This is a genomic window from Thalassotalea euphylliae (assembly GCF_003390335.1).
Lineage (GTDB): Bacteria > Pseudomonadota > Gammaproteobacteria > Enterobacterales > Alteromonadaceae > Thalassotalea_F > Thalassotalea_F euphylliae_B.
In genome coordinates this window covers 926,650-953,130 of the sequence record NZ_QUOU01000001.1, presented here as the reverse complement: position 1 = coordinate 953,130, position 26,481 = coordinate 926,650, and the positions used below count along the sequence as shown (strand labels likewise).

Here is a 26,481-nt window from a genome sequence, read left to right as displayed (position 1 = left end):
AATGGGTAATCGAGTTATTTCTCAGAAACTCTAGCGTTAACAATGCTTAGTCTTGAAATATTGCTTCAATGGATAAGTTTTGCTGGCTTAGAATATCGCGCAGGCGCTTTAATGCTTCCACTTGAATTTGGCGAACACGCTCGCGCGTTAAACCAATCTCAGTCCCCACATCTTCCAAAGTAGCCGCTTCATAGCCCATTAAACCAAAGCGTCTAGCCAGTACTTCACGTTGCTTGCTATTTAGTTCACCAAGCCATTCAACAATATTGTTGTTAAGGTCATTGCTTTGTAAATCGCGCTCTGGTCCTGCGCCTTTCTCGTCGGGGATAACATCTAACAGTGCTTTATCAGAGTCGCCGCCAAATGGCGTATCGACTGAGGTAATGCGTTCGTTTAAGCGCAGCATTTTGCTGACATCAGCAACAGGCTTGTCGAGCTCTTTAGCAATATCTTCAGCCGTTGGCTCATGATCCAGCTTTTGCACTAATTCACGGGCGGCACGTAAGTAGATATTGAGTTCTTTCACCACATGTATTGGTAAACGTATGGTGCGCGTTTGATTCATGATGGCGCGTTCAATGGTTTGGCGAATCCACCATGTGGCATAAGTTGAAAATCTGAAACCGCGCTCAGGGTCAAATTTCTCAACGGCGCGAATTAAACCGAGATTTCCTTCTTCGATTAAATCTAACAATGGCAGGCCGCGATTGTTGTATCGCCTAGCGATTTTAACCACTAACCTAAGGTTGCTTTCTATCATGCGCTTTCGAGCTTTTTCGTCACCTTTTAACGCTAAACGCGAAAAATAGACTTCTTCTTCGGCTGAAAGCAGGGGGGAAAATCCAATTTCACTCAAATATAACTGCGTCGCATCTAGGCTCGCAGAGACCTCTTCCTGAGATTTAACTGAAGGTTCCGTATCAACTGTGCTTTCTTCAACATTTACAGTGTCGATTTCTTTTTCTAAGCCCATATTACTTCTCCCATCAACTAGCAAAGTGATTTGTTAAATATTCAATTTATCTCCATTATTATTCTTATTTCACACTATCGTTTAGGTAAGTACTTCAAAGGATTCACGGATTTGCCACGAAAGCGAACTTCAAAATGAAGCATGACTCTTTGCGCGTCAGTGTCACCCATCTTAGCTATCACATCGCCAGCTTTAACGCTTTGCTGCTCTTTTACCAACAGCTCGTCGTTGTGCGCATAAGCACTCAAGTAATCGTCGTTGTGTTTTACAATGATGAGCTTACCATAGCCTCTTAATGCACTACCCGCGTATACGACCTTACCATCAGCGGCTGCTTTGATTCGGTCACCGCGTTTACCCGCGATATCTATTCCTTTATTTCCCTGTGGTGCCGTCGAGAATGTTGCGATAAGTTTTCCCTTGGCTGGCCATAACCATCGCTTGATTTTTTGCGAAAAGTTAGTGGTTGGTGCAACGGGCTTTTTGCTTATTTTTTGCCCACTTGCAGCTTTACCATACTCCTGCTTTTTGGTCGTTGCAACAGCTTTTTTATGCCCTTTATTGGTGGTAGTACCAGAGCTTTTAGTCGAATTTTTAGCTGAGCTCTTATTCCTACTGGCTTTGCTTGAATTTTCACTAATTTTGAGCTTCTGGCCGGGGAATATTCGATAGGGAGGCAACAACTTATTGAGTTTTGCTATGGTTCTTATATCACTATTCGCACGCCAAGCGATAGAATAAAGGGTTTCCCCTTTTCTGACCGTATAACTGGCGCTTTTGATACTGGCGGGCGTTTGTTTTTGCAAAGAGACAGTAGAACGCGACTCAACCACTGGCGCAGGGGCTTGCCGAGTACTACACCCAGCAAGCACAAAAATACTAATTATCAGTAGGAGTAAATAACGCAAAAACATCCTGTTGAGTCGATCGTCAGTCTAATTTCATGAATATCAGTAATGCATCACTAATGAATAGTTATGCTATGTATACTACATAGGCGAAAGCTATGATTGCAACTAGGCTCCAGCCAATCACATCGACCCACTGACGCAGCTTTTGTTCCATTTTTTCCCCGCCCCATTGAATCAAGCCAGCCACTAAAAAGAACCTCATACCTCGGCCAATAAAGGAAGCGATCAAAAACGGAATAAATAGCATTTGTAACACGCCAGCACTGAGCGTAAACACTTTATAAGGGATCGGTGTAAAGCCAGCGAGGAAAACGACCCAAATCCCCCATTGCTCGAACCATGCCATGGCGTGATCCATTTTGTCTTGGTAGCCAACCTCAGTAATAATCGGCTGAATCCAAGCATCAAACATAAAATAGCCGAGCAAGTAGCCCACCACCCCACCGATCACAGATGCTGTTGTGGTTAATGTCGCGTAGAACCAAGCTTTCTTGGGCTTGGCAAGTACCATAGGCGCCAATAATACATCTGGCGGGATGGGAAAAAATACTGACTCCGCGAAGGTCAGCATCGCCAACACTCGCGGTGCCAGCTTGTGCTCAGCCCATTTAAGTGTCCACTCGTATAACGCAGAAAAAATCTTCACAGCAGATCTCCTGGCACAAGCGGTACAAAGCGCACCATCTCAATTTGCTGTTCGTTGAAATGGTCACCATCACGGGTGATAAGTTTTAATACTTGTGATTGCTCGCCTACAGGGATCACTAAGCGGCCACCATCCGCTAACTGCTCTAACAGCGCTTGTGGCACACTGCTCGGCGCAGCTGTTACGATAATGGCTTGAAACGGGCCTTTGCTACGCCAACCTTGCCAACCGTCGCCGTGCTTCATGGAAACATTGTGAAGGTCCATTGCTCGCAAGCGACGCTTCGCTTGCCACTGCAGCGCTTTAATACGTTCAACTGAAAAAACTTTACTGACCAATTGCGCAAGGATAGAGGTTTGATAGCCAGAGCCTGTACCAATTTCTAACACATTATCAGGAATACCATCGGCTAAGATAAGCTCAGACATTCTGGCGACAATGTAAGGCTGTGAAATTGTTTGCCCTTGTCCAATTGGCAATGCCGTATTGTCATAAGCTTTGTGCGCCAGTATTTCCGGTACAAAAATATGGCGAGGCGATTGCGCGATTGCGCGTAAAACACGCTGATCTTTAATCCCTTCATTAGCTAATTTTTGCGCTAGAATTTCACCACTACGACTCGATTTTCCGCCAACACTGCTTCCTACATTGACATTCATATTGTTACTTCACTCATCCACTCGGTCATCTGCTGCATACTTTTATACGCTGTCATATCAACGGTTAACGGAGTTACCGACGCATAATTCTTTGCAACCGCATTAAAATCTGTCCCTTCGCCTGCGTCAAGCTCTTTGCCGAGAGAACCATACCAATAAATTGTCCGTCCCCAAGGATCCGCAATACTCTTCATGGTTTCCGCTTTATGGCGATGGCCTAAACGTGTGACCTTGATCCCTTCAATCTCAGACAGTGGGATATCAGGTACATTCACGTTTAAAATTTGATCCGCTGGCAAGGGGTGCGCTTTTAGGCGCTGAATAATATTAGCGGCAATGACTGCCGCCGTTTGGTAATGGTTTTCATCTTTCCCTACCAGCGATACGGCAACGGCGGGCAAGCCCATGTGACGACCTTCTGTTGCCGCAGCAACGGTACCGGAATACAAAGTATCGTCGCCCAAGTTAGCCCCATTGTTGATACCAGCGACGACCAGATCCGGCAACGGCTCCATCAATTGGCTAATCGCCAAATGCACTGAATCGGTCGGCGTGCCATTGACTGAAATAAAACCATTATCTAACGTTTGCGCGCGTAAAGGATTGAGCAAGGTAAGCGAATTACTGGCACCGCTACAATTGCGATCAGGAGCAACTAAGGTCACATCGGCAAATTTGCATAACTCGTCATATAGCACTTTAATGCCTGGCGCATGCACACCATCGTCGTTGCTCAGTAATATTCTCATCTTACTTCCTTTAGTGATTGTTATTGTTTGCTACTTGCTTTTGTCTGCCAAGTTATTGGCTTGCTCGGCCATGTCTTGATAGTCCAGTAGCTCGCGTAATATTGCCGTTGCATAACTACCAGCAGGTAACATAAACGAAAGCTTAACCGTCTTATTATCAAGTAACTCGGCCTTGGGGTTTAACATAGTTAGCCTTGCTCTTCGGCGCTCTTGCTTTAACCCCATGGCAACAAGTCCGTCAGCTAATGTTTGATAGTGGGTTGCAACATTAGTTTCCAAAATATTCGTTTGCTGCTCGCTAAGCAATTCGCCTTTACCCCACATACTGGCGGTAATATCAATATCATGCGTGTCTAAGCGCGCTTGAATATCGGCACTTTCATCTGCGCTCTGACTCGTTGCTTTAAATACCGACTGGCTGCCAGCAAGCATAAACACATCACCCTCAATCGGCGAGAGAAAATGATTATCTAAAATACGCTGACTTAGCATTTGATTAAATAAATAACTGCGCGCCGCCGACAAATACATACTGCGCTTTTTCTTGTCTTTGACCTTTTGCCCAGCGAATAACGTGAGTGCTTTATGTAAGTTATTGCCATTAAAGCCAAAACGTTGCTCACCAAAATAATTAGGCACACCCGTTTTCGCCACTTGCTCAAAACGTTCAATGACCAATTGTGCATCAGTCACTTCACGCAAGATTAATTCAAAACGGTTACCAATTAATGCGCCTGTTTTTAGCTTTTTGTTATGGCGTTGATGAGCAAGAATTTTTACGCCTGCGATATCGACACTGGCAATGTCGTCCACTTGCTTACCGGGTAGATGAATACCAAACCATTGCTCGGTAACCGCATGCCGATCTTTTAATCCAGCGTAGGTTACCTGCATGTCTTTAACACCAAAGTGCTTGGCGAGTTGGCGAGCGACAAAGGTGGTATTTTCACCGGTTTTTTCTACGTGCAATAACAGGTGTTCGCCTTCGCCACTAGGGGCAAAAGGCAATATTTCAAAGACCTTAAAATCACTGTTATGGGTGCGTAATTGTCCCTGCGCATTCGGCTTGCCGTGTAAATAGGCGAGTTCACTGTAGGGCTTAAATGTTTGCTTCACTGGTTAGTTAACTCACTTATTCTCAACTGGCATTGGCAACTGGTATTGGTTCAAGTAACACAACCGCATGTGTTGAAATTCCTTCTTTGCGGCCAACATACCCCAGTTTTTCTGTCGTTGTTGCTTTAACATTCACTTGATCAATATTGGCTTGTAAGTCATCGCTTAATATTTCGCGCATCAATAACAAATGCGGGGCCATTTTAGGTGCTTGCGCAACGATTGTGATATCGGCATTGCCCAATTGATAACCTTTGTCCTTCATCAAGCTGACCACGTGGCGCAGCAAAATACGCGAGTCGATATTTTCAAATCCAGCATCGGTATCGGGAAAGTGATTGCCAATATCGGCTAGGCACAAGGCACCGAGAATCGCATCACACAACGCATGAATTGCTACATCACCATCTGAGTGCGCAACAAATCCCTGCTCAAAAGGGATTTTCACACCAGCCAATACAATTGGCCCTTCGCCACCAAATTTATGGACATCAAAACCATGACCTATTCTCATCACGCTTCCTGTTTATTCGTTGATTTACTTAACGCACCCAATTCGTTGTGCAGTAAAAATTCTGCTAATACGATGTCTTCAGGTTGCGTTATTTTGAGATTATTCGGGCTGGCACTGACTAACATACTCGGCAAGCCAGCCGCTTCAATAGCCGAAGACTCATCGGTGATATGCACGTCATTGGCAAGCCCTAGTTCGATTGCTTGAATAAGCTCATGCGTGCGATACATTTGTGGTGTCAGCGCGTGCCAAAGCTGTTCACGGGCAACGGTCGTTTTGACGTAGTTTTTGCCACTGTGAGGTTCGCCGCTACAGGCTTGCCCAGAGCCGCGCTTCATGGTGTCTTTCACTGGCGCAGCCAGCAGGCCGCCTGTATTTTGTGCTTGGCATGTAAGGATCAAACGATCAATGTCTTGCGTTGAAACGCAGGGTCTCGCTGCGTCATGCACAAGTGACCAAGCCTCACTCGTTGAAGCTTGTTGCTCACTCGCTTTAAGCGCGGCCAGCACTGAATCGACACGCTCTTTGCCACCCGTTACTATCTTTACTTTTGGGTGCTTAGCAATGGGTAATGCGTGAAAGTAGCCGTCTTCTGCGCCAAGCGCGACGACGACTTGCTCAATATGCTCACTAGCCAATAACTTAGCCAAGGTGTGTTCAATAACGGTTTTACCCGCAAGCTTCATGTATTGTTTGGGGTGCTGGCTTTGCATGCGCTTACCAACACCAGCAGCAGGGACAATAGCCGTCACCGCAGCCATAGATTTACTCATTAACAAATTCCAAAACTAATTTCTTCGCTGCTGGGATTTATTGGCAGGAATAATGCGAAAGAATGTTTCGCCATTTTTTATCATGCCCAGCTCATTTCGAGCGCGCTCTTCTACCGCTTCAACGCCCGATTTAAGATCGTCGGTGTCAACGTAGAGCAGTTTATTTCGCTGCCGTAATTTGTCGTTATCGGCTTGTTGGCGCACTACTTCTTCTTTTAACGCAACGTAATCGGCGATGCTGTTTTTGCCAAACCACAAACGGTATTGCAAAAAAACAACGAATATCAGCAGTAGTGCGGTAATAGTGCGCATGAAAGCTTAACGCCTGATTAGATGAGTTAGCGAGGGTTAGCCGATATTATACCCAAGCAAGATCAAGATGCGAGTGCCAGTTTCGCTGTTAGTGCAGATTACTGGCTAATGCGTATCAACAGGCAGAGGTTTTTTCAGGTTTTTCCAATTAATTGCACACGAAAGTAACAGTTCTCTTAACGTAGGTGTTACGGGTCTGCATGGCTTGTTGTTTTGCCATACATGACCTGCGCAACTGGCCATCATGGCTTTCTTGGTGGGTTTTAGCAACTTAGCATGAGACTGATGGACTCGAGTCGCTTGTTGCGAGTGATGTTGATGCGGCGAGGTTTGAGTGAGTTCAAACCAGCCATGCACATTCGTTCTGACACGGCTTTTTTCTTTATCAAAGCGATCAACACAATCGAGTACAAGCCGTTCACCCACTTCGACGGGCACCACTAAGCCAAGTGTAATGTCTTGCGCTAAGTACCACTTGGCAATAGCCTCAGGTTCTTGGCCAGCCGTTGGTAAAGTACGGGTTTGCTTACTCGACCAAGAGGCGTTTTGACTGTCTAGGGTCATTGGGGTATCCGCATTAACCATTGCATGCGCAGCTTTTTGCACATAATAAGATAAGCTTTGTAAACGGCTTTGCAGCACCGCTACTCGCTCTACATTAACACGCGCTAGCAAAGCCACTTCCCGCTCGTAAAGCGCATTGCAAAGTTCAGCAAATTGACTGCTCTGTTGAAGATCTTGCCACAATAACGACTGTGTCATCTAGGTGATAAAACGGCCTATAGTTGAATATTTATCAAGCATACTAAATAACCGTGAAAAGATAAAACCAACCTTGTTTTCCTTACCGACAGAAGCGTAGTGAATATTTTTTAGACAATTCTATTGAAAAACCAAGAAACCACTTGTACCATTAATACAGATGGCACATTAGATTGCTTAGCAAATTTACTTAACAGAAAAGAATAAATGGAAATAGAAATTGATCTCGACGATCCAACGCCAGTTTTCACCCAGTTGATAGCGCAAATAAAGTCGGCAGTCGCCACTGATATGCTCGCGCCCGGCGCGCCCTTGCCTTCGATTAGGCAGCTTGCTAACGAACTGGAGATCAACAGTAAAACAGTGGCAAAAGCCTACAAGTTGTTAGAGCGAGATAAAATAGTGCAAAGCAAGGGCTATCGCGGCAGCTTTATTCATACCGATGCCAAACAATACTGTCACCGCGATTTAAAGCAGTGGGCAACCGACAAGCTCACACATTGCATTGATGAACTAAAGGCGCAGGGAGTTACTGACTCAGAAATTCGCGTTGCATTTGGCAATTTGATGAATAACAAACGTTAAGGAGGCGAAGGATGTTAATAAGCATATTGTTTTATGTGGTGGTTGCCGTGCAACTTTGGTTAGTGTCACATCATTACGCCCGCATGGCGTATCGCGGGCTTGCCTCACTGCAAGCGAGTGACCAAGCCAACACTTACTCGGAAAATAACCAGGCCAGTAATAAGCATTTGAGTAACACTAGCTTAGGTGAACAGGCTTTAGCAAAAGCGTTACAGCGCTTTAAGCTTAGCAACCAATTAGTGCTCGCACTGGGTGTGCTTGGGTTATCGACTATTTTATATCGCGAATGGGCACTAGGTATTCAGCCACCCAATATGTTTGCTGCACTTTTATTTATGGCGCAGCTACTGCCATTTGGTTTGATGGAGCTGGCGGAAAAACGCCATTATCAACTAGTGCGCCAGCATACCCACCAACCCAAGCGCTCAGGCTCAATGACTAAACGCACTTTATCGACATTTGTGCCTGTACCACTCCAATTAAGTGCGCTACTTGGGATTTTCTTAGCTGTTGCATTTGATTTGAATATACACGCACAGCAAGTACCCTTGTGGCTTGGTTTCAACGAGCAAGCAATGCAACGCAGCTTAACCCTAATCGTCACCAATGCCTTGTTGTTTGCTTTGGTGCTAAAGACCATTTACAGCCCTAAAAAAGACCCGCATCAAGCTCAGTTACAGCATTTGAATAGCGTCCAGTTTACTGCGCAATCGCTATTTTATTTAAGCATTGCCATGAGTTGTTACTTCACGCTGAAAAGCATACTGGTGGCCACCTCAGCAGAGCACCTTAGTGCGAGTGCAACAGCATGTTATGCGGTAATTGTGGCCTATGCGTCAGTTGGTTATCGCGTTCGCTGCAAGGGTCAAAAAGACCATGAGCTCTAAAGGCGATGAGTTCTAAAGAAACGGTCCCAACCATAAAAAGCGAAATAAATCACAGAGGTGATTGGATCCTTCAATCATTGTTAACATCAAGGAAAAACAGATGAATATTCAACTATTGAAAAACAAACTTTGTACAAAGGATAAAACGCAAATGGCGATTGCCATTGTCTTTGCCAGCTTGATGATTGCCATCGCATTGCTCACGCAAGGCAATGAACATAGCTTCTTCATTACCATGCTACTAATTGCGGGTTACTTTATTTGCAGTCAATCAGTCAAGGTCAAGCAACCTAGCGATTAGCAAGCTATGGCTAAGAAGTGTCGTTGTCGCATGACCGTAAATAAAAAGCATCTACCAATAAACAAAAACGCCGTATTGAAAATCAACACGGCGTTTTTTAGTTTGTCGCTTAACAAGCGATGATTATTCCCACTCAATCGTCGCTGGCGGCTTACCTGAGATATCGTAAACCACACGAGAAATACCATCGATTTCATTGATAATACGGTTTGATACTAAACCTAAGAAATCATATGGTAAATGCGCCCAATGTGCGGTCATAAAGTCGATGGTTTCCACTGCGCGTAAGCTCACCACCCAATCATATTTGCGACCATCGCCCATTACGCCAACAGAGCGCACAGGTAAGAATACCGTGAATGCTTGGCTCACTTTATTGTAAAGATCATGCTTGTGTAATTCTTCAATAAAGATGGCATCAGCACGGCGCAATAAGTCTGCGTATTCTTTTTGCACTTCACCTAAGATACGAACACCTAAGCCTGGTCCAGGGAATGGATGACGGTAAAGCATGTCGTATGGTAAACCTAACTCTAGGCCGATCTTACGTACTTCATCTTTAAACAATTCACGTAGTGGCTCTACTAGGCCCATTTCCATGTCTTCTGGCAAACCGCCGACATTGTGGTGTGATTTAATCACATGTGCTTTACCTGTCTTTGACGCAGCTGACTCGATGACATCAGGGTAAATTGTGCCTTGTGCTAACCATTTGGCATTTTGGCGCTTATCGGCTTCTTCATCGAACACTTCCACAAAAACGTTACCGATAATTTTGCGTTTAGCTTCTGGGTCGGCCTCACCTTTTAAACGATCTAAGAAACGCTGCTCAGCGTTAACATGCACAATATTAAGACCGAAGTGATCGCCAAACATATCCATCACTTGCTGGCCTTCGTTTAAACGCAGTAAACCGTTATCAACAAACACACACGTTAGCTTATCGCCAATTGCGCGGTGCACTAGCATAGCAACCACAGATGAATCGACACCGCCAGATAAACCAAGGATGACTTCATCATCACCCACTTGCGCTTTAATCTTCGCGATAGCGTCATCAATAATTGAGCTTGGCGTCCATAGCTTTTCACACTGACAGATATCAACCACAAAGTGCTCAAGAATACGCATGCCTTGTTTAGTGTGCGTTACTTCTGGGTGGAACTGAACACCATAAAATTGCTTTTCTTCGTTCGCCATTGCAGCATAAGCGCAGCTAGGCGTCTGTGCTACGGTGACAAAGCCTTCTGGAATAGCAGAAACTTTATCGCCGTGACTCATCCATACGTCTAACAAGGCATTGCCGTTATCACCAATAGAGTCTTCAATATTTTTGAACAACTCAGATTGGCTAATCACTTCAACCGCCGCATAGCCAAATTCTTTGTGTTCAGAGCTTTGTACGCCACCACCAAGCTGTTCAGCCATAGTTTGCATGCCGTAGCAAATACCCAATACAGGTACGCCAGCATTAAAAACGTATTCAGGTGCGCGTGGCGAGCCCGCTTCGGTGACTGACTCTGGGCCGCCCGCTAGGATAATACCAGTTGGGTTGAACTCTTTGATTTGCTCTTGGGTTACATCCCACGCCCATAACTCACAATAAACGCCAATTTCACGCACTCGACGAGCAATTAGCTGAGTATATTGAGAGCCGAAATCTAGAATGAGAACGCGCGATGAGTGGATATCTTTGGTCATATCAAAACCTTATATAAATTTTAAAAATAACAGGCCGACTTCCATTGATGATGGCTGTCAGCCTGTAAAAAATCTTCTAAGTAGTTCAAGAATAGCTGATTTCGAAGCTAATCGACTTGAGAGCAAAGAAGAAGCGCAGAGCTTGGTTCACCAAGTGAGCACTTCTGATGAAGCTATCGAGTCGAGTAGCAATGAAATCGTTATTCGACTAGCCCATACGGTAATTAGGTGCTTCTTTAGTGATGGCCACATCATGAACATGTGACTCGCCCATACCCGCTGCGGTGATCTTCATAAACTGTGGCTTAGTGCGCATCTCTTCAATGGTTGCTGAGCCAGTTAAGCCCATTGATGAACGCAGGCCACCCATTTGCTGATGAACAATCGCCGCGACTGGGCCTTTGTAGGCAACACGACCTTCAATACCTTCTGGCACAAGCTTGTCAGCTTCACCGTCTGTTTTTTGGAAGTAGCGATCTGATGAGCCTTCTTTTTGTGCCATTGCACCAAGTGAACCCATACCGCGGTAAGACTTGTAGTAACGGCCTTGGTATAGTTCAACTTCACCCGGAGATTCTTCTGTACCCGCGAGCATCGAACCAACCATGACACAGTGCGCGCCAGCGACTAAGGCTTTAGCAATATCACCAGAGAAACGAATACCACCATCGGCAATAACTGGAATGCCAGTACCTTTTAGCGCATCAACGGCGTTAGATATCGCCGTTAACTGTGGCACACCAACACCGGTGACAATACGCGTAGTACAAATTGAGCCAGGGCCAATACCTACTTTAACGGCATCTACGCCCGCATCAGCAAGTGCCTTGGCACCTTCAGCCGTTGCAACATTACCGGCAACAATTTGTAAATCAGGATATTTCGCGCGCGTTTCAGCTACGCGATCAATAACACCTTGCGAGTGACCGTGTGAGGTATCAATAAGCAATACATCAACGCCAGCAGCAACGAGTGCATCAATGCGCTCGTCTGTACCTGCGCCGACACCAACGGCAGCACCGACACGCAAACGACCAAATTCATCTTTACAAGCATTTGGCTTGCGCTCTGCTTTTTTGTAATCTTTAACGGTGATCAAGCCTTTTAGTTTAAAGGCATCATCAACCATTAAAATTTTCTCAATGCGGTGCTCGTGCATTAAATGTAAGATTTCTTCTCGCTCAGCCGTTTCGTTAACGGTAACTAAGTCTTCCTTCTTAGTCATTAACTCAGCCACTGTTTTGTTGAGGTCTGTTTCAAAGCGCAAATCACGGCCCGTTACAATACCAACAAGGTTGTTTTCAGCGTCAACAACAGGGAAACCAGAGAATCCCAATTCGTCAGAAAGCTTAGTTACATCGGCAATTGAGATATCAGGGGTAACGGTGACAGGGTCAGAAACAATACCGCTTTCGTATTTCTTTACTTTAGAAACATTGCGTGCCTGTTCTTCAATGGTCATATTTTTGTGAATAAAACCAATACCGCCTTCTTGCGCAAGGGTGATAGCTAAACGCGCTTCTGTCACAGTATCCATAGAGGCAGATACCATAGGCACATTTAATGAAATTTTGCGAGTCAGTTTAGTGGTTAGGTCGGCAGTATGAGGCAGTACCGTAGAATGGGCTGGTACTAATAGAACGTCATCAAAGGTTAACGCTTCTTGGGCTATACGTAGCATTGCAATATCTCACAAGGTTAAAAGGGTGGAAGAAATATTGCGGCAGAATTTTAACCGTTTTGACGCTTGAGGTAAACTTTAATTTTCGTAAATTTAAAATAATTCATCGCATGCCTTCAAATGCGCGATATAATGGCTAAATACATGCTTAACTTCCGATAAATCCCACTTAAATGACCAATAAACAACATATTTTACAAGTCAGTGAACTGACCCGAAAAGTCCGCTTTATGCTGGAAAGCGAAATAAATGTGGTGTGGTTAAGTGGTGAAATCTCTAACTTTATCGCAGCAGGCTCAGGTCATTGGTATTTATCCTTAAAAGATAGCCGTTCTCAGGTTAAATGTGCGATGTTTAAGGGCAATAACCGCTACGTTCGCCTGACGCCTAAAAATGGTCAGCAAGTATTGGTAAAAGCTAAGGTTTCTTTGTATGAACCCCGTGGCGACTTCCAGCTCATTATCGAACAAATGGAGGATGCTGGTGAAGGTTTACTGCGCCAACAATACGAAGCGCTCAAAGCCAAACTTTATGGTGAAGGCTTGTTTGCCGCCAGCAACAAACAGCCCATTTTAACGCATTACAACAAAGTCGGTGTCGTGACCTCGCCAACAGGCGCGGCGATCAAAGATATTATCAGCGTGATGGCAAGGCGCAGCCCGACGACAGAGCTAGTGATCTATCCAGCGCTTGTACAAGGAGAACTTGCTGCTAGCGATATCGTTGCCAGCATAGACATTGCGAATCAACGCCAAGAAGTGGATGTATTAATTGTTGGCCGTGGCGGTGGGTCATTAGAAGATTTGTGGTGTTTTAATGACGAACGCGTCGTGCGGGCAATCAGCGAAAGTCGCTTACCTGTGATCAGTGCTGTTGGCCATGAAATTGACACCACCCTCGCCGATTTTGCCGCTGATGTTAGAGCGCCAACCCCTTCTGCTGCCGCTGAACTTATCTCTGGTGATCAGCAAGAGCAATTAGCTAACATTGCACAGCTTACGCAACGTTGCCAACGCGCTATTGCGCAAAAGCTTGATATCGCAGGGCAGCGCAGTACGTATCTTGCACAACGCATTCAACAATGCGATCCGCAACGCCAGTTGCAAGTGGTCAGCCAACAAGCTGACGAACTAGAGCAACGTCTAACCAAAGCAATGCGTCAGTTACTCGCTAACAAAGGTCAGCAACCCACATTACTTGCCCAGCGATTACATCATCAATCGCCCGCACGAGCGATTGACCAATATCAGCAACAAGTTGCGCAACTTGAGCAACGCATGAAGCACAGTTTTCATCAAGCACTTGAAAAACAGCAACAACGCTTTGCGGCGCTGGCAGAGCAGCTGCACTTAGTCAGCCCACTGGCGACTATTGCTCGCGGTTACAGCATTGCGCGCGACAACGATGGGAAAATAGTTAAGTCGGTAGCAGCCGTGGAATTAGGTGATGTGATATCGGTTCAAGTCAATGATGGGCGATTAGATGCGACCGTGCAGAAGAAAACACAGCAAAAATCGCCAAAGTAAGTCGTTCGCTGCGATATTACATATCAAATTGATACACTAAAACTAAGCCTGAAAACTACTTTCCAAAGCTAGGCCTCAGAAGTTAGTGCAGCATTGAGTAAGTCGATAATTGGCTTACTCGCTTTTGCTTTAAACTGAACCCCAACAGCAATGCTATCAACTTGTGTTTTAACGTTGCATATCACGGCATCTAGCTTAACATTACTCTTGCCTTGAAAGTCTTCAATGACAATCAAAATATCCTGTTCTTTGCTCAGCACCAAAGAGTCGCCATTATTCACCGACAGCTGACACCCTTTAGCGGAAATATCTTGAATACTGGCTTGCCAGTAATCGTCATTGACTTTGACTTTAGCCTTGATGTCGGTGTCAATACGAACCGTTGAGCGCAGATTTTGCAAACTGACGGTTTTCGGAAAATCTAACACCATCAAGCGCGAAGGAATTTGAATGGTTTGCAGTACAGGCGAAACAAACGCAACGATTGAGCCTTCGTGGCCTTCGACCACACCGCGCACGGTAATATTGGCCCCTTGCGTAATATATTGACCAAAACCACCGAGCTTATTGCTGTCCGGGTATTGAATAAGCACGTATTGCTTGGATAAAAAACCAATAAAAGTGGTTCTAAACTTACCGCGTTTGCCAGCGGGTGTGACAATATCAATGGTGACCTGAGAGCCAGCGTTAAACAGCCCAAGATTTCGGTTTAAACGATTGGCAACATCAACTTTAATCGGCTCTGGCATAGGTAGTTTCAAACCCTAATTATTCTTTTCTTACTGCTAGCCGATACCCTAGCCAAAAGTCAGAGTAATTGCAATTGCGCAGCTGTACCTGCTGAGCATGCCAACTTCGCCAAACTAGCTAGCATCGCCAACTAAGGAAAGCGAAAAGCAAAAAAACGCTTGTTAGCGTACTAACAAGCGGTTTTCTCATTCATCAATCTAATGACTTAATTTATCTCTATAGCAAGTGCTAGTCTTTTTTATAGCCTTGTGTTGCACGCGCCAGCTTTTTCTGCTCGGTATAGGTAAGCTTTTTCTTACCAGCAAATGGATTAGAGGTCTCTCTAAACTCAATTTTGATTGGCGTTCCCATTATTTTTAACGACTTACGGTAGTAGTTCATCAAATAGCGCTTGTAAGAAGGTGGCAAGTGCTTAGTCTGGTTACCGTGAATCACAACGATTGGCGGGTTATAGCCACCAGCATGCGCGTATTTAAGCTTGATTCGACGACCATTGTGCATTGGTGGCTGATGGTCGAATACGGCCATATCCAAAATCTTGGTGACCATAGACGTTGAGATACGCTTGGTCGCAGAGACAAAGGCTTCTTCAACCGATTCAAATAAGTGCCCAACACCTGTGCCGTGCAACGCTGAGATAAAGTGCACACGGGCAAAATCAATAAAGCCTAGGCGGCGGTCTAACTCTTTATGAATATTGTCTTTAACTTCTTGATCAATACCATCCCATTTATTCACTGCCAGTACGAGCGAGCGACCCGCTTCAAGAATAAAGCCTAACAAGCTTAGGTCTTGATCGGTAATCCCCTCACGCGCATCAATAATTAACAAACACACATTAGCATCTTCAATCGCACGTAGCGTTTTGATCACTGAGTACTTTTCGACAACATCGTTAACATTTTTACGACGGCGAATACCTGCGGTGTCAATTAAGGTGTATTCACGCTCGTTTCTTTCCATCGGAATGTAAACGCTGTCACGCGTAGTACCTGGCATGTCATAAACCACCACGCGCTCTTCACCTAAAATTCGGTTAGTAAGTGTTGACTTACCCACATTAGGTTTACCGATAATCGCCAATTTGATTTTATCGTCTTGCTCTGGCGCTTCAATTTCAACTTCTTCGCCTTCTGCAAACACTAGCTCATCTTCAAATTCATCCACGTCAGCGTCGAGTTTTTCTTGGCCAAGTTCTTCAATGTGCGGTGAGAGTGCAAGCGTTAAAAGTTGTGTAACACCGCGACCATGCGCTGCGGCAATTTGGTGCACAGTTTCACCTAAACCTAAACTGAAAAATTCTGCGACCGCAGAGTCGGCATCAATACCGTCAATTTTATTAGCGACTAAGAATACTTTCTTGTCTTGCTTACGCAGATAGTCGGCAATGGCTTCATCCGCAGATGTTAACCCTGCACGCGCATCCACCAAGAACAATACCGCGTCAGCTTCTTCAACCGCCATGAGCGATTGCTCAGCCATTAACGCATCAATCCCCTCTTCATTACCGTGAATACCACCGGTATCAATAACAATAAACGGATGTTCTTCAACAGATGCTTGGCCGTACTGACGGTCTCGTGTTAAGCCTGGGTAGTCAGCAACCAACGCATCGCGGGTGCGGGTTAGGCGGTTAAATAAGGTCGATTTCCCCACATTCGGGCGACCCACTAAAGCAACGACTGGTAGCATGTTTACCTCAAACTCTTAACGGGCAGTTTTGCTAACAACTGCCTTTAATTCTTTCTATAAATTGGCAATGCCAATACATACCCAAGCTATCTCAAAATGCTTGTTCAGTTGGAATTAAAAGCGATTTAGGCAAGGCATTGATTGCAAAGAATGGTTATTCCCTTCTTTGCATGGAAAGTAAAATCAATAACACAGCATAAATCGCTTTTAAACCAACCCCTTGGGCGCTTCACAGGAACTTACTCTCATCGTTGCAGCTAATTGAAAGGGAGTACCATTCCTGCTAGCTGCGCCTTGATATTAAGTCCCTGTGACAGCGCTGAATCATGCACCTTGAGGTAGTTTGGGTATAAACAAAGGCTCCAATGCGCGAGCATGGAGCCGTTAAACACTTTTAATAACTATAGCTCACAAGTTAACTTGAGCTATAGCCTAAGCAATTATGGAAGCTTAACTGCTTGTAACGAACCGTCACGTGCTTGTACATAAATAGTACCTTCAGCAACTGTTGGCGTTGCATAAATGCCACTACCATCAACTTTATGGCGTGCGACAAACTCACCTGTTTCTTGGCTCAAGAAGTGTAGGTAGCCTTCAAAATCCCCTACCGCTAGGTAATTGCCAACCACGACAGGGCCAGTCACATTGCGATTGGTAAGAGCAAGGTTACTCCAGCGCTCTAAACCATTGACGCGGTCAACCGCATAAACGTGGCCTTTCAAGTCAGTTAAAAACAAGGTATTACCACTAATGGCTAACTGGCGGTAAGACGAGTATTGGCGTTTCCACAAAATGCGGCCATTGCGAAGGTCAATCGCAACTAAATTACCGCGTGACGAAATAGCGTAAACTTTATCACCAAACACCAGCGGTTGGCTGTCGACGTCAATAACGCGCTCTAATTCAGTTGAACCTGTCGCTTCACCAACAGGTACTGTCCAGCCTTGCTGCCCTTTTTCGAGCATAAATACTGAAAGCTCACCTGCTGAAGTACCAACTAGTACACCGCCAGCCGCAGCTGTCGGCGCACTGATACCACGCAATGTTAACGGTGGTACGTCTAAATCCACTTGCCACAGCTCTTCACCGGTTGACGCATTAAACGCTTTAAGAACACCAGATGCGGTATTCACCACTAAAATACCCGAATCAAGTGCTGGGCGAGCGATAACCTCACCTTTGACTTTACCTTGCCAAGCTAATTCGCCTGTTTCAGCATCAAGCGCGAATACTTCGCCGTTTTCGCTACCGATAAAAACCTTGTTAACACCAGTAATTGGGCCACCAGCAAGTAATGCTGGCTCACGGCTATCAAAGAAACCGCGCTCTTTGTCTACATCGCTTAAATCAACATGCCAAACTTGGTCACCGTTTTGCGCATTAATGGCATAGGCATCGCCTTCGCGGCTAATACTGAACACTTTGTTGTAACCATAGGCAGGTTTAATGCGTGAGAAGTAGTCATCAACGCCATCACCAATGCCTTTTTCCCAAGCTACATCAACTTCAAATTGCTCGTTAATATCTGTTAACTCAGCAATTTTAATCGCTTCATCTTCGTCATCTGTTGATGAACAAGCGGCAAGTGTCGTTGCCAGCGCGAGCGCTGACAACAATCGAATATTCACTATTTTTGTTATCATTTTTTTCACAAAGCAGCTCGCTATTTAGTTAGGCAATTGAGTTAGGTTAGTTGCCTGTGCTAAGTCGTCAATTTTTAACTGCAAGCTCGGGTTGGTCGCCAAACCATCAGCGTCAATAGCCGCTTGATAAGCATTGCGCGCTAACTCCACTTTACCTTGCTTGAGGTAGGCATCACCTTTAATTTCTTCCACCGCCGCTTTAAATGCTTGAGGTTGCTCACCGCCGACAGTCGCTAACGCTTGATCAAACTGACCCAGTTGGATCTGCACACGCGCCAGACGCACATTCGCAATCGCTTTGATACCTGCGTTATTCGCCTTTTCAACCGCTTGCTGTAAATGTGTTGCGGCTTTTTCCCAATCTTGGTGTTCAGCAGCATCTTTGGCTAGGCTAAGCGCAGTTAACGACGCATAGCTAGATTCACCATTGTTTTGAATAAACTGCTCGGCATTGGTTTTAAACGCTTCGTGATCAGCGGTTTGGCTTTCAATAACCGCTTGGTACTGCGATGCCACTGCCATTTCACTTTCTAACTTGCCGTCTTTGTAGAAGTTAAAACCAACAAAACCCGACAAACCAACAACTAAACCACCAATAATGTAGTTACCATATTCTTGCCAAAACTTTTTAATCGCTTCGACTTGTTGTTCTTCTGTTTCAAATGATTCCACAATACTTCCTTACATAATACTTGCTAACAGACCTGCGACTTGCGCTAAGTCAATTTGTTGTTGTTCGTGTTGACCGCGCAGGTATTTGACCGTTACCTGCCCGTTGGCAATTTCATCTTCACCTAAAATCAGCGCGATATGTGCACCTGATTTGTCAGCGCGCTTCATTTGTTTTTTCATGTTACCGCCACCACAGTGGTTTTGGATGCGAATGTTTGGCACTTCATCACGCCATTGTTCAGCAAGTTGCATTGCCTTTAAATCAGCGCCGTCGCCTAACGCAATGACATAAGCTTCCACTTGTGGGCGAATATTATTTAACTTTTCAAGGCTGGTTAGCATCAGTACTAAGCGTTCGATACCAAGGGCAAAACCAACGCCCGGTGTACCTTTACCACCAAGTTGCTCGACTAAGCCATCATATCGACCACCAGCACAGACAGTACCTTGCGCGCCAAGGCTAGACGTAACCCACTCAAAGACCGTGCGATTGTAATAGTCTAAGCCGCGAACCAAACGTTCATTCAATTCATATTTAATGCCAGCGTTATCTAAATAAGTAGTTAGCTGAGCAAAGTGTGTTTGAGTTTCTTCACCGAAGTAATCACTTATTTTCGGCGCGTCAGCTAAAGCCGCTTGTACCTCTGGATTTTTACTGTCCAACACACGTAGCGGATTAGAGTGCAAACGGCGCTTGCTGTCTTCATCTAGCTTATCTTCGTGCTTAGTTAAGTACTCAACCAGCGCATCACAGTAAGCTGCGCGTTCTTCGTTTGAACCTAACGAATTAAGCTCTAATGTTACGTGTTCAGCAATGCCTAGCTCTTTCCAAAGGCGCGCAGACAGCATAATAATTTCAGCGTCAATATCCGGCGTTGCGATACCAAAGGCTTCGATACCAAATTGATGGAATTGACGATAACGCCCTTTTTGCGGACGTTCATGACGAAACATTGGTCCCATGTACCACAGGCGCTGTTCTTGGTTGTACAATAAACCGTGTTGGTTACCGGCGCGTACACAGCTTGCCGTGCCTTCTGGACGAAGTGTTAAGCTGTCACCATTGCGATCGTCGAACGTGTACATTTCTTTTTCGACAATATCGGTCACTTCACCGACAGAGCGCTTGAACAAAGCGGTAGACTCAACGATCGGCATACGAATTTCGGCAAAACCATAATTGCCTGCTACCCTACGTAGGGTGTCTTCCACCATTTGCCACACTTTAGTTTCTGACGGCAAACAGTCATTCATACCACGAATTGCTTGAATCGCTTTACTCACTTACTCAGCTCTCTTCTTTTAACTTAAAAACAATAGTAAAAATCAACGGCGCATTATAGGCGCTAGCGGTTTAAACGTAAACAGCACGCTAGCAGACGCACCATACCAAATTATTCGTCGTCTAATTGCTTCACATCAATTTGGCTACTTTCATCCATCAACCTAGCTTTGGCTCGAATTTTATGCTCAAGCTGGTCAACAATATCGTTATTGTCGATGCGTTCTTTTTGGCGAGCGCCATCGAGATAGAAGCCGCTTTTACGGCTACTGCCTGTCAAACCTAAGTCAGACACAGTGGCTTCACCGGGACCATTAACAATACAACCGATTATCGATACATCCATTGGTGTAACAATGTCTTCTAAGCGTTCTTCGAGCGCATTAACGGTGCCAATTACATCAAATTCTTGGCGAGAGCAGCTTGGACAGGCGATAAAGTTAATACCACGGCTGCGAATTTTGAGCGACTTTAAAATATCAAAACCGACTTTGATTTCTTGCACTGGGTCAGCCGCAAGTGAAACGCGCAAGGTATCACCAATGCCTTCGCTCAGTAACATGCCCAAGCCAATTGCAGACTTCACTGAGCCAGAGCGGAAACCGCCCGCTTCAGTGATCCCCAAGTGCAGCGGATTATCAATTTGCGCAGCGAGCAAGCGATAAGCGCCAACCGCTAAAAAGACATCGGATGCTTTGACACTCACTTTAAAATCGTGGAAGTTCATGCGATCAAGAATATCAACATGGCGCATCGCAGATTCAAGTAAGGCTTCTGGTGTCGGCTCACCGTACTTTTCTTGCAAGTCTTTTTCTAGCGACCCGCCATTAACCCCGATTCGGATTGGAATACCTTTGTCGCGCGCTGATTCAACCACCGCTTTAATGCGATCTTCTTTACCGATATTACCTGGGTTAATACGCAAGCAGTCGGCGCCGTATTCCGCGACTTTCAGCGCGATGCGATAGTCAAAGTGAATGTCGGTCACCAAAGGTACTGACACTTGTTTTTTGATTTCTCTAAACGCCTCGGCGGCGTCCATTGTCGGCACACTAACACGCACGATATCTGCGCCAACCGCTTCAAGCGATTTAATTTGTGCAACCGTCGCCGCAACATCCGTGGTTAAGGTGTTAGTCATTGATTGCACGCTAATGGGTGCATCACCACCTACGGGGACATTACCCACCATGATTTGACGCGATTTGCGTCTGACTATCGGAGATTCATTAAACATAGACATAAACTAAGAAAACTCAGGCTAAGAAGACTCTGGTAAGGAAAATTTTGCAATATTACCGACATTATACTTGCTCATGTCGATAGACTCACCATTAAAATCAATTGCCACTAACTCAGGTTTACCAACGGTGACTTTAAAAGGCGCGGTACCTTTAAGTTGCATCACATAACCAGCTTTTTTTATGCCCCATGCGATGCGCTCGCCAGTGCCATCGTAAATATTAACCCAGCAATCGCCGGCAAACGAGAAAACCGCTGTTGCCGGTATTTGCGCCACCTCTGCATCAGTGGCGGTTACTTGCACGCGCTCATTTGGTTCAATGTTTGCTGGTAGCGTTTCTTGTACTGGAGCGGCAAGCGTTGAAGTGGCATTTAGCTCAGGTTGCGCTTGGCTTGTTTGACTTGCTTGGCTTGCAATAGTCGCCGCTTGCGCCGGCGAGATAAGCTCCTGACTTGAGTCACTTACTCCGGCAACATCGGTTACACCAGCATTACCGCTCTGAGTTTTGGCAACGTCTGACGACTGTGATGAAGTGTTTGTTTGGCTATCGCTAACAGGCGCGATACTTGATGTTGAACTGTCGTTACTCGCATCTTGCAGATAATAGATCACGGTTGACGCTATCAATGCCGCCAAAATAAAGTAGCTTAGCCACATTAAACGACTGTGCTGAGCTTCCTTTTCGGTAATCTTAGAAAAACTTTGCAGCTCTGTGCGCTGCTTGGCCGCAACACCCAACATTTCGTAACTGGCGAGTACGTCATGCTCGTCAACCCCGACCAATTTTGCGTAGTTTTTCAGGTAGCCGCGATTGAAAGTGTCTGGTAGTTTACTGTCAAAAATTTCTTGTTCAATTTTCTCAACTAACGCAGGGCGAAAGTTCAGCTGTTCAGCAACTTGTTGCTGACTCAGGCCCATAGCCATTCTGGCTTCAGCCAGCATTTTCCCAGGACCAATTACTTCAATATCTTCTGATAATTCAGTTGATGTTTTACTCATTTAAATTTATTGCTCTTGCTCGGCTTGCACGCTCGCCGGATCGGCCAAATAGACGGTATCGCCGACCTTCAACAAGGCGGTTTCATCCAACTTATTCCACTGGCGTAACGTGCGTAAATAGATGTTGTAGTGCTTAGAAATCGTAAACAAATTCTCACCTTTGGCGACTTTGTGCTGTGGTAAGTCCGCCAACGTTAAATAAACAGGCGCCTGCGGCTCTGAAATCCCGCTACTTTCTGCTGTCATTTCAGCGAGAGTCTCCTCGCTTGTTAAATTATTTTCACTTATTGAGCTATCTTCACTAGCTAAACTAGCAACTCCTTGCTCAACTATTTGATTGCTATCATTAATGACCGCAGCCGTTGCCGATAGTTCCAAATCTTGAGCAGATGCTTCATCAACAGCTAATTTCTCGGTTACCGCTGACGTGCTCGTTTCAGGCTCGTTTGCATCGGTTGCGATTGGGCTTGGTCTGGCAGGACTGAGCTTAACTACAGGCTTCGATGTTGAGTTTTCTGGTGATTTAGGCGCAGTCAGCACAATCGTTTTTTTCGGCTTAGCTGGCTTATCCGCAGTACTCTCCACACTTTGACGATCAGCGAAGCTGCGCGCAGGTGAACTCAATATCGTTTGGCTGAGCGCTTGTGCCGTCTGGCTTGGGCGGGTTGAAGCCTTACTGCGTTTAATTGCAATGGGCGGCTTATTATTCGGTTTGAGCACCCTAACTTTTTTCGCCAAAGTCGCTGCTGGTAATTGATTGTCTGCTTTACGCTCAACTGTTGTCTGATTGGCTGATAGCTGATTCGCTGATATCTGATTAACTGACAATAAAGTGTATTGCTCTGCCAATTCGTCCGCATCAATACGCTCTAACTCATTGAGCAAGTATTGTTGCGCGTGCCAAGATTCAGGGAACATTTTCACCAGCATAGTGCCATAGTTTTTCGCGATGCGTTGATTCCCCAGAGAGGTGTATATTTTGTAACTTAACGAGAGCGATTCAGGGGTAAATCGACGCGTGGCTTTCTCGTAGCGTTTTGCATATGCCAACGCTTGGTGGTATTGCCCTTTCGCGTATTGCAGGCGCATCATCTGATACAAAATTGAGGCATTGGCCGGACTGTGGTCAACCGCTTTGTTCAGATAAACTTGGGCTTTCTCAAAGTCCAACGCCTTGAGCTGGCATAAAGCTAAGTTTTCATAACTCTTAGAGACCAGCAAATAGGTGGGTACGGCAATCGCTTTTAAAAACTGCTGTTCCGCTTCTACAAGGCGGTCTTTACGACATAAAAACACACCGTAGTTATTCAGCGTGTCAGCATCATCAGGCTTGAGCGAAAGTGCTTTTTCATATGATGAAATGGTTAGCTCGTCTTCGCCAACGGTCTCGTAATAGTGGGCAAACGCCGTGTAAACCTGTACTAAGTTTGGCGAAAAACGCTTTGCTTTTTCAAGGTTTAACTTAGCTTGCGTAGTATTACCCATTTTCAGGTAACCGAGCCCAAGCGAGATGCGGGTCATGGCAATTTCCGTATTGCTCGATTCATTTTGAACGACAGGCGTTTGGGAATTTTCATATTTTTGCGTAACACAGCCAGCAAGGGAGACAAGGGCTGTGGTCAGGGCAAGAAGTTTAAACGCTTTATCCATAATTTGCTGTGTCTGCTCAGTATGCTTAGATTGCTTCGTTGTTATTGTTATTGAACCACGTTGGCTAAGCGGTTGCCAAGGTAAAAACTCATCATACTATACCAGCTAAGACCAACTAAGCTATACCAACCGAGCTATACCTATACCAACTGACCAGTACCAAGCGACAATAAAATCAGCCATATTTAACCGCTTGCTCGATACCGCTGAACCTATGCAGCCTTCACAAATAAACTCAGTGAAAAAGCTTATATCAACGACTTATAAAAGCCGCTTGGCTAAACCACTTTTACGTCAATATCGTTTGCTGGCTCACCGCGTTTGGCAGCGATTGCCGCGGTGCGCTTAGTGCGATCAAGCACGTCGCCAGCCAATTGACCACATGCGGCATCAATATCATCGCCACGCGTACGACGAGTGATCACGGTAAAGCCATAAGACTGCAATACTTTGTCAAAGCGATCGATACGCGAATTACTTGAACGCTTATACGGTGAGCCCGGGTAAGGGTTAAATGGGATCAAGTTGATTTTGCTCGGCGTATCTTTCAATGCGTGGGCAAGTTCGTGAGCTTGCTCGGTGCTGTCATTCACGTGATCAATCATCACGTATTCAACGGTTACCGCCTTTTGTGCTTTTGAGCCATCGATATAGCGGCGAGACGCCGCTAAAAAATCTTCAAGTGGGTACTTTTTGTTGATTGGCACCAGCTCGTCACGTAGCTGATTAGTTGGCGCATGCACTGAAATGGCAAGCGCACAGTCAATTTTCTCTTTCAGCATATCAAGTGCTGGTACAACGCCTGAAGTACTTACCGTGACACGGCGTTTTGACAAGCCATAACCCAAGTCGTTAAGCATAGTATCCAGCGCAGGGATCAAGTTTTTCATGTTCAACAGCGGTTCGCCCATGCCCATCATCACGATGTTGGTAATTGGGCGGGTGCCAGCAATACGGGTGGCGCCAATGTCGTTGGCAACGCGCCATACCTGACCAATGATCTCTGCCATTGATAAGTTGCGGTTAAAGCCTTGCTGCGCCGTTGAGCAAAAACTACATTCCAAAGCACAACCGACTTGTGATGAAACACATAAAGTCGCACGGTTATTTTCCGGAATCCAAACCGTTTCAACTTCTTGGCCACTTTCAAGCTTTAAGGCGTATTTAATCGTGCCATCGTTTGACACTTGCTTTTGTGAGATTTCAGGGGCAACAATCTCACAATTACGCGCTAACTTTTCGCGTAATTTTTTGTTGAGGTTCGTCATTTTCTCGAAATCATCATAACCAAAGTGATACATCCACTTCATCATTTGATCGGCGCGAAACGGCTTTTCACCGATCGATTCAAAGTACTCACGTAGACCTTGATGATCAAAATTTAGTAGATTGACTTTTGAGACTGTGTGTTCAGCCACTTGTACCACTTCAGACATAAATCAGATTCTCTAGCAGACAAAAATTAAAGGCGCAAGATTGTACACTTTTTCACCATAACTCACAACGTGTGATGGGCAGAAGTGACACTATACGATGGTAATGGTAAGGATTTTCTTGTCAGTAATGTGTTAGCTAGGCACTTTTGCCTAGACATGCGGGAAAACCTTTACCATTACCAGCCATTACTAAAACAGCGAATAGACTGTTTTAGCTGACTATTAACGCAAAAGGATTTTACCGATAAATCAGTAAAATCCTTTTTGTAATTCTCTTTTTAAGCTAAGTGTAGCGTTTTCGTTCTAGGAAGAAACGCACAGCGTATGAATATTACGTGAGCCCTTTCTGCCGAGTAATCACGACAACGAACGGGAGCGCTACACAACGCTTAAAATAGAATTAGCGAGTGCGTGGGCAGATTTCTTCGTCAGTGAAGAAGTAAGCAATTTCACGAGCAGCTGATTCTAGTGCGTCAGAGCCGTGAACTGCGTTCTCGTCGATAGAGTTCGCGTAATCAGCACGTAAAGTACCCGCTAGTGCTTCAGCTGGGTTAGTCGCACCCATGATTTCACGGTTTTTAAGAACAGCGCCTTCACCTTCTAATACTTGAACCATTACAGGACCAGAAGTCATGAACTCAACTAAAGCACCGAAGAAAGGACGCTCTTTGTGCTCAGCGTAGAAACCTTCAGCTTGCTCTTGTGATAAGTGAACCATTTTTGAAGCAATGATTTTTAAACCAGCAGTTTCGAAACGGTTGTAGATTTGACCGATTACGTTTTTAGCAACAGCATCTGGTTTAACGATAGAAAAAGTACGTTCGATAGCCATGATTAAGCCTCTTAAATTATCTTTAGGTATAAATTTTGGGCGCGATTATAGACCAAGTACAAGCAAATGCCTAATGATATTGTTGTGACCGGATAATACCCTGTCGCTGGAGCGTCCCAATAAAAAAATCGGCAAACTTTTATCAAGTTTACCGATTTTATTTTTCACTCAAGCGTTTCCGCTTTA

General features: G+C 45.2%; 26 protein-coding genes. 4 read left to right on the top strand and 22 right to left on the bottom strand.

What is annotated here, in order from left to right; all coding sequences use genetic code 11:
- Window positions 1-46 precede the first annotated feature (46 nt).
- The 10 genes from rpoS to DXX93_RS04210 form a co-directional block, all read right to left on the bottom strand.
- Complete coding sequence (gene rpoS, locus DXX93_RS04255) at window positions 47-973, bottom strand: RNA polymerase sigma factor RpoS (RefSeq protein ID WP_116006977.1); 927 nt, start codon at window positions 971-973, stop codon at window positions 47-49.
- Between the two features lie 74 nt (window positions 974-1,047).
- Entirely contained in the window at window positions 1,048-1,887 is an 840-nt protein-coding gene (locus tag DXX93_RS04250) for a peptidoglycan DD-metalloendopeptidase family protein (RefSeq protein ID WP_116006976.1), read from the bottom strand.
- Between the two features lie 61 nt (window positions 1,888-1,948).
- Window positions 1,949-2,530 (bottom strand): YqaA family protein, encoded by a 582-nt coding sequence (locus DXX93_RS04245; RefSeq protein ID WP_116006975.1) that lies wholly within the window; start codon window positions 2,528-2,530, stop codon window positions 1,949-1,951.
- Window positions 2,527-3,189: a protein-L-isoaspartate(D-aspartate) O-methyltransferase gene (locus DXX93_RS04240; protein WP_116006974.1), complete on the bottom strand. Its 663-nt coding sequence runs from the start codon at window positions 3,187-3,189 to the stop codon at window positions 2,527-2,529. The genes DXX93_RS04245 and DXX93_RS04240 overlap by 4 nt, the downstream gene beginning before the upstream one ends.
- On the bottom strand, window positions 3,186-3,938 hold the full coding sequence (gene surE / locus DXX93_RS04235) for a 5'/3'-nucleotidase SurE (protein WP_116006973.1): 753 nt from the start codon (window positions 3,936-3,938) through the stop codon (window positions 3,186-3,188). The genes DXX93_RS04240 and surE overlap by 4 nt, the downstream gene beginning before the upstream one ends.
- 30 nt (window positions 3,939-3,968) lie before the next feature.
- Window positions 3,969-5,054 carry a tRNA pseudouridine(13) synthase TruD gene (truD, locus tag DXX93_RS04230; protein ID WP_116006972.1) on the bottom strand — a complete coding sequence of 362 codons (1,086 nt, stop codon included), beginning with the start codon at window positions 5,052-5,054 and terminating at the stop codon, window positions 3,969-3,971.
- A 22-nt stretch (window positions 5,055-5,076) separates the two neighbouring features.
- Entirely contained in the window at window positions 5,077-5,568 is a 492-nt protein-coding gene (gene ispF, locus DXX93_RS04225) for a 2-C-methyl-D-erythritol 2,4-cyclodiphosphate synthase (protein WP_116006971.1), read from the bottom strand.
- Window positions 5,568-6,341 (bottom strand): 2-C-methyl-D-erythritol 4-phosphate cytidylyltransferase, encoded by a 774-nt coding sequence (gene ispD, locus DXX93_RS04220; RefSeq protein ID WP_116006970.1) that lies wholly within the window; start codon window positions 6,339-6,341, stop codon window positions 5,568-5,570. The genes ispF and ispD overlap by 1 nt, the downstream gene beginning before the upstream one ends.
- A 15-nt stretch (window positions 6,342-6,356) precedes the next feature.
- Window positions 6,357-6,653: a cell division protein FtsB gene (ftsB, locus tag DXX93_RS04215; protein WP_116006969.1), complete on the bottom strand. Its 297-nt coding sequence runs from the start codon at window positions 6,651-6,653 to the stop codon at window positions 6,357-6,359.
- Between the two features lie 105 nt (window positions 6,654-6,758).
- Window positions 6,759-7,415 carry a hypothetical protein gene (locus DXX93_RS04210; RefSeq protein ID WP_116006968.1) on the bottom strand — a complete coding sequence of 219 codons (657 nt, stop codon included), beginning with the start codon at window positions 7,413-7,415 and terminating at the stop codon, window positions 6,759-6,761.
- Window positions 7,416-7,622: 207 nt separating this feature from the next.
- Between DXX93_RS04210 and DXX93_RS04205 the strand changes: the two genes are divergently transcribed.
- From DXX93_RS04205 to DXX93_RS04195, 3 genes are all read left to right on the top strand, one after another.
- The gene (locus DXX93_RS04205; protein ID WP_116006967.1) at window positions 7,623-8,000 is read left to right on the top strand and encodes a GntR family transcriptional regulator; all 378 of its coding nucleotides are present in this window, start codon (window positions 7,623-7,625) and stop codon (window positions 7,998-8,000) included.
- Window positions 8,001-8,011: 11 nt separating this feature from the next.
- Window positions 8,012-8,887: a hypothetical protein gene (locus tag DXX93_RS04200; protein ID WP_116006966.1), complete on the top strand. Its 876-nt coding sequence runs from the start codon at window positions 8,012-8,014 to the stop codon at window positions 8,885-8,887.
- Window positions 8,888-8,987: 100 nt separating this feature from the next.
- Window positions 8,988-9,188, top strand: a complete 201-nt coding sequence (locus tag DXX93_RS04195; RefSeq protein WP_116006965.1) for a hypothetical protein — start codon at window positions 8,988-8,990, stop codon at window positions 9,186-9,188.
- Window positions 9,189-9,311: 123 nt separating this feature from the next.
- On the opposite strand, the gene guaA is transcribed toward DXX93_RS04195, so the two are convergent.
- Window positions 9,312-10,889, bottom strand: a complete 1,578-nt coding sequence (gene guaA, locus DXX93_RS04190; protein ID WP_116006964.1) for a glutamine-hydrolyzing GMP synthase — start codon at window positions 10,887-10,889, stop codon at window positions 9,312-9,314.
- A gap of 208 nt (window positions 10,890-11,097) precedes the next feature.
- Window positions 11,098-12,570 carry an IMP dehydrogenase gene (guaB, locus tag DXX93_RS04185; protein WP_116006963.1) on the bottom strand — a complete coding sequence of 491 codons (1,473 nt, stop codon included), beginning with the start codon at window positions 12,568-12,570 and terminating at the stop codon, window positions 11,098-11,100.
- A gap of 173 nt (window positions 12,571-12,743) precedes the next feature.
- On the opposite strand from guaB, the gene xseA reads away from it, so the two are divergent.
- A complete protein-coding gene (gene xseA, locus DXX93_RS04180) occupies window positions 12,744-14,096 on the top strand; it encodes an exodeoxyribonuclease VII large subunit (protein WP_116006962.1) in 1,353 nt (450 codons plus the stop codon).
- Between the two features lie 68 nt (window positions 14,097-14,164).
- On the opposite strand, the gene DXX93_RS04175 is transcribed toward xseA, so the two are convergent.
- The 10 genes from DXX93_RS04175 to ndk form a co-directional block, all read right to left on the bottom strand.
- Window positions 14,165-14,845: a PilZ domain-containing protein gene (locus DXX93_RS04175; protein ID WP_116006961.1), complete on the bottom strand. Its 681-nt coding sequence runs from the start codon at window positions 14,843-14,845 to the stop codon at window positions 14,165-14,167.
- Between the two features lie 229 nt (window positions 14,846-15,074).
- Window positions 15,075-16,538 (bottom strand): ribosome biogenesis GTPase Der, encoded by a 1,464-nt coding sequence (der, locus tag DXX93_RS04170; RefSeq protein WP_116006960.1) that lies wholly within the window; start codon window positions 16,536-16,538, stop codon window positions 15,075-15,077.
- Between the two features lie 440 nt (window positions 16,539-16,978).
- Window positions 16,979-18,181, bottom strand: a complete 1,203-nt coding sequence (gene bamB, locus DXX93_RS04165) for an outer membrane protein assembly factor BamB (protein ID WP_116009828.1) — start codon at window positions 18,179-18,181, stop codon at window positions 16,979-16,981.
- Window positions 18,182-18,205: 24 nt separating this feature from the next.
- Entirely contained in the window at window positions 18,206-18,853 is a 648-nt protein-coding gene (locus DXX93_RS04160) for a YfgM family protein (protein ID WP_116006959.1), read from the bottom strand.
- Window positions 18,854-18,862: 9 nt separating this feature from the next.
- Complete coding sequence (gene hisS / locus DXX93_RS04155; protein ID WP_116006958.1) at window positions 18,863-20,137, bottom strand: histidine--tRNA ligase; 1,275 nt, start codon at window positions 20,135-20,137, stop codon at window positions 18,863-18,865.
- Window positions 20,138-20,247: 110 nt separating this feature from the next.
- Window positions 20,248-21,372 (bottom strand): flavodoxin-dependent (E)-4-hydroxy-3-methylbut-2-enyl-diphosphate synthase, encoded by a 1,125-nt coding sequence (ispG, locus tag DXX93_RS04150; RefSeq protein WP_181902136.1) that lies wholly within the window; start codon window positions 21,370-21,372, stop codon window positions 20,248-20,250.
- 24 nt (window positions 21,373-21,396) lie between these two features.
- Window positions 21,397-22,377, bottom strand: a complete 981-nt coding sequence (locus DXX93_RS04145; protein ID WP_116006956.1) for a RodZ domain-containing protein — start codon at window positions 22,375-22,377, stop codon at window positions 21,397-21,399.
- A gap of 6 nt (window positions 22,378-22,383) precedes the next feature.
- Entirely contained in the window at window positions 22,384-24,027 is a 1,644-nt protein-coding gene (gene pilW / locus DXX93_RS04140) for a type IV pilus biogenesis/stability protein PilW (RefSeq protein ID WP_116006955.1), read from the bottom strand.
- Between the two features lie 278 nt (window positions 24,028-24,305).
- Complete coding sequence (locus DXX93_RS04135; RefSeq protein ID WP_116006954.1) at window positions 24,306-25,463, bottom strand: bifunctional tRNA (adenosine(37)-C2)-methyltransferase TrmG/ribosomal RNA large subunit methyltransferase RlmN; 1,158 nt, start codon at window positions 25,461-25,463, stop codon at window positions 24,306-24,308.
- Between the two features lie 400 nt (window positions 25,464-25,863).
- Entirely contained in the window at window positions 25,864-26,295 is a 432-nt protein-coding gene (gene ndk / locus DXX93_RS04130; RefSeq protein WP_116006953.1) for a nucleoside-diphosphate kinase, read from the bottom strand.
- Between the last annotated feature and the right edge of the window lie 186 nt (window positions 26,296-26,481).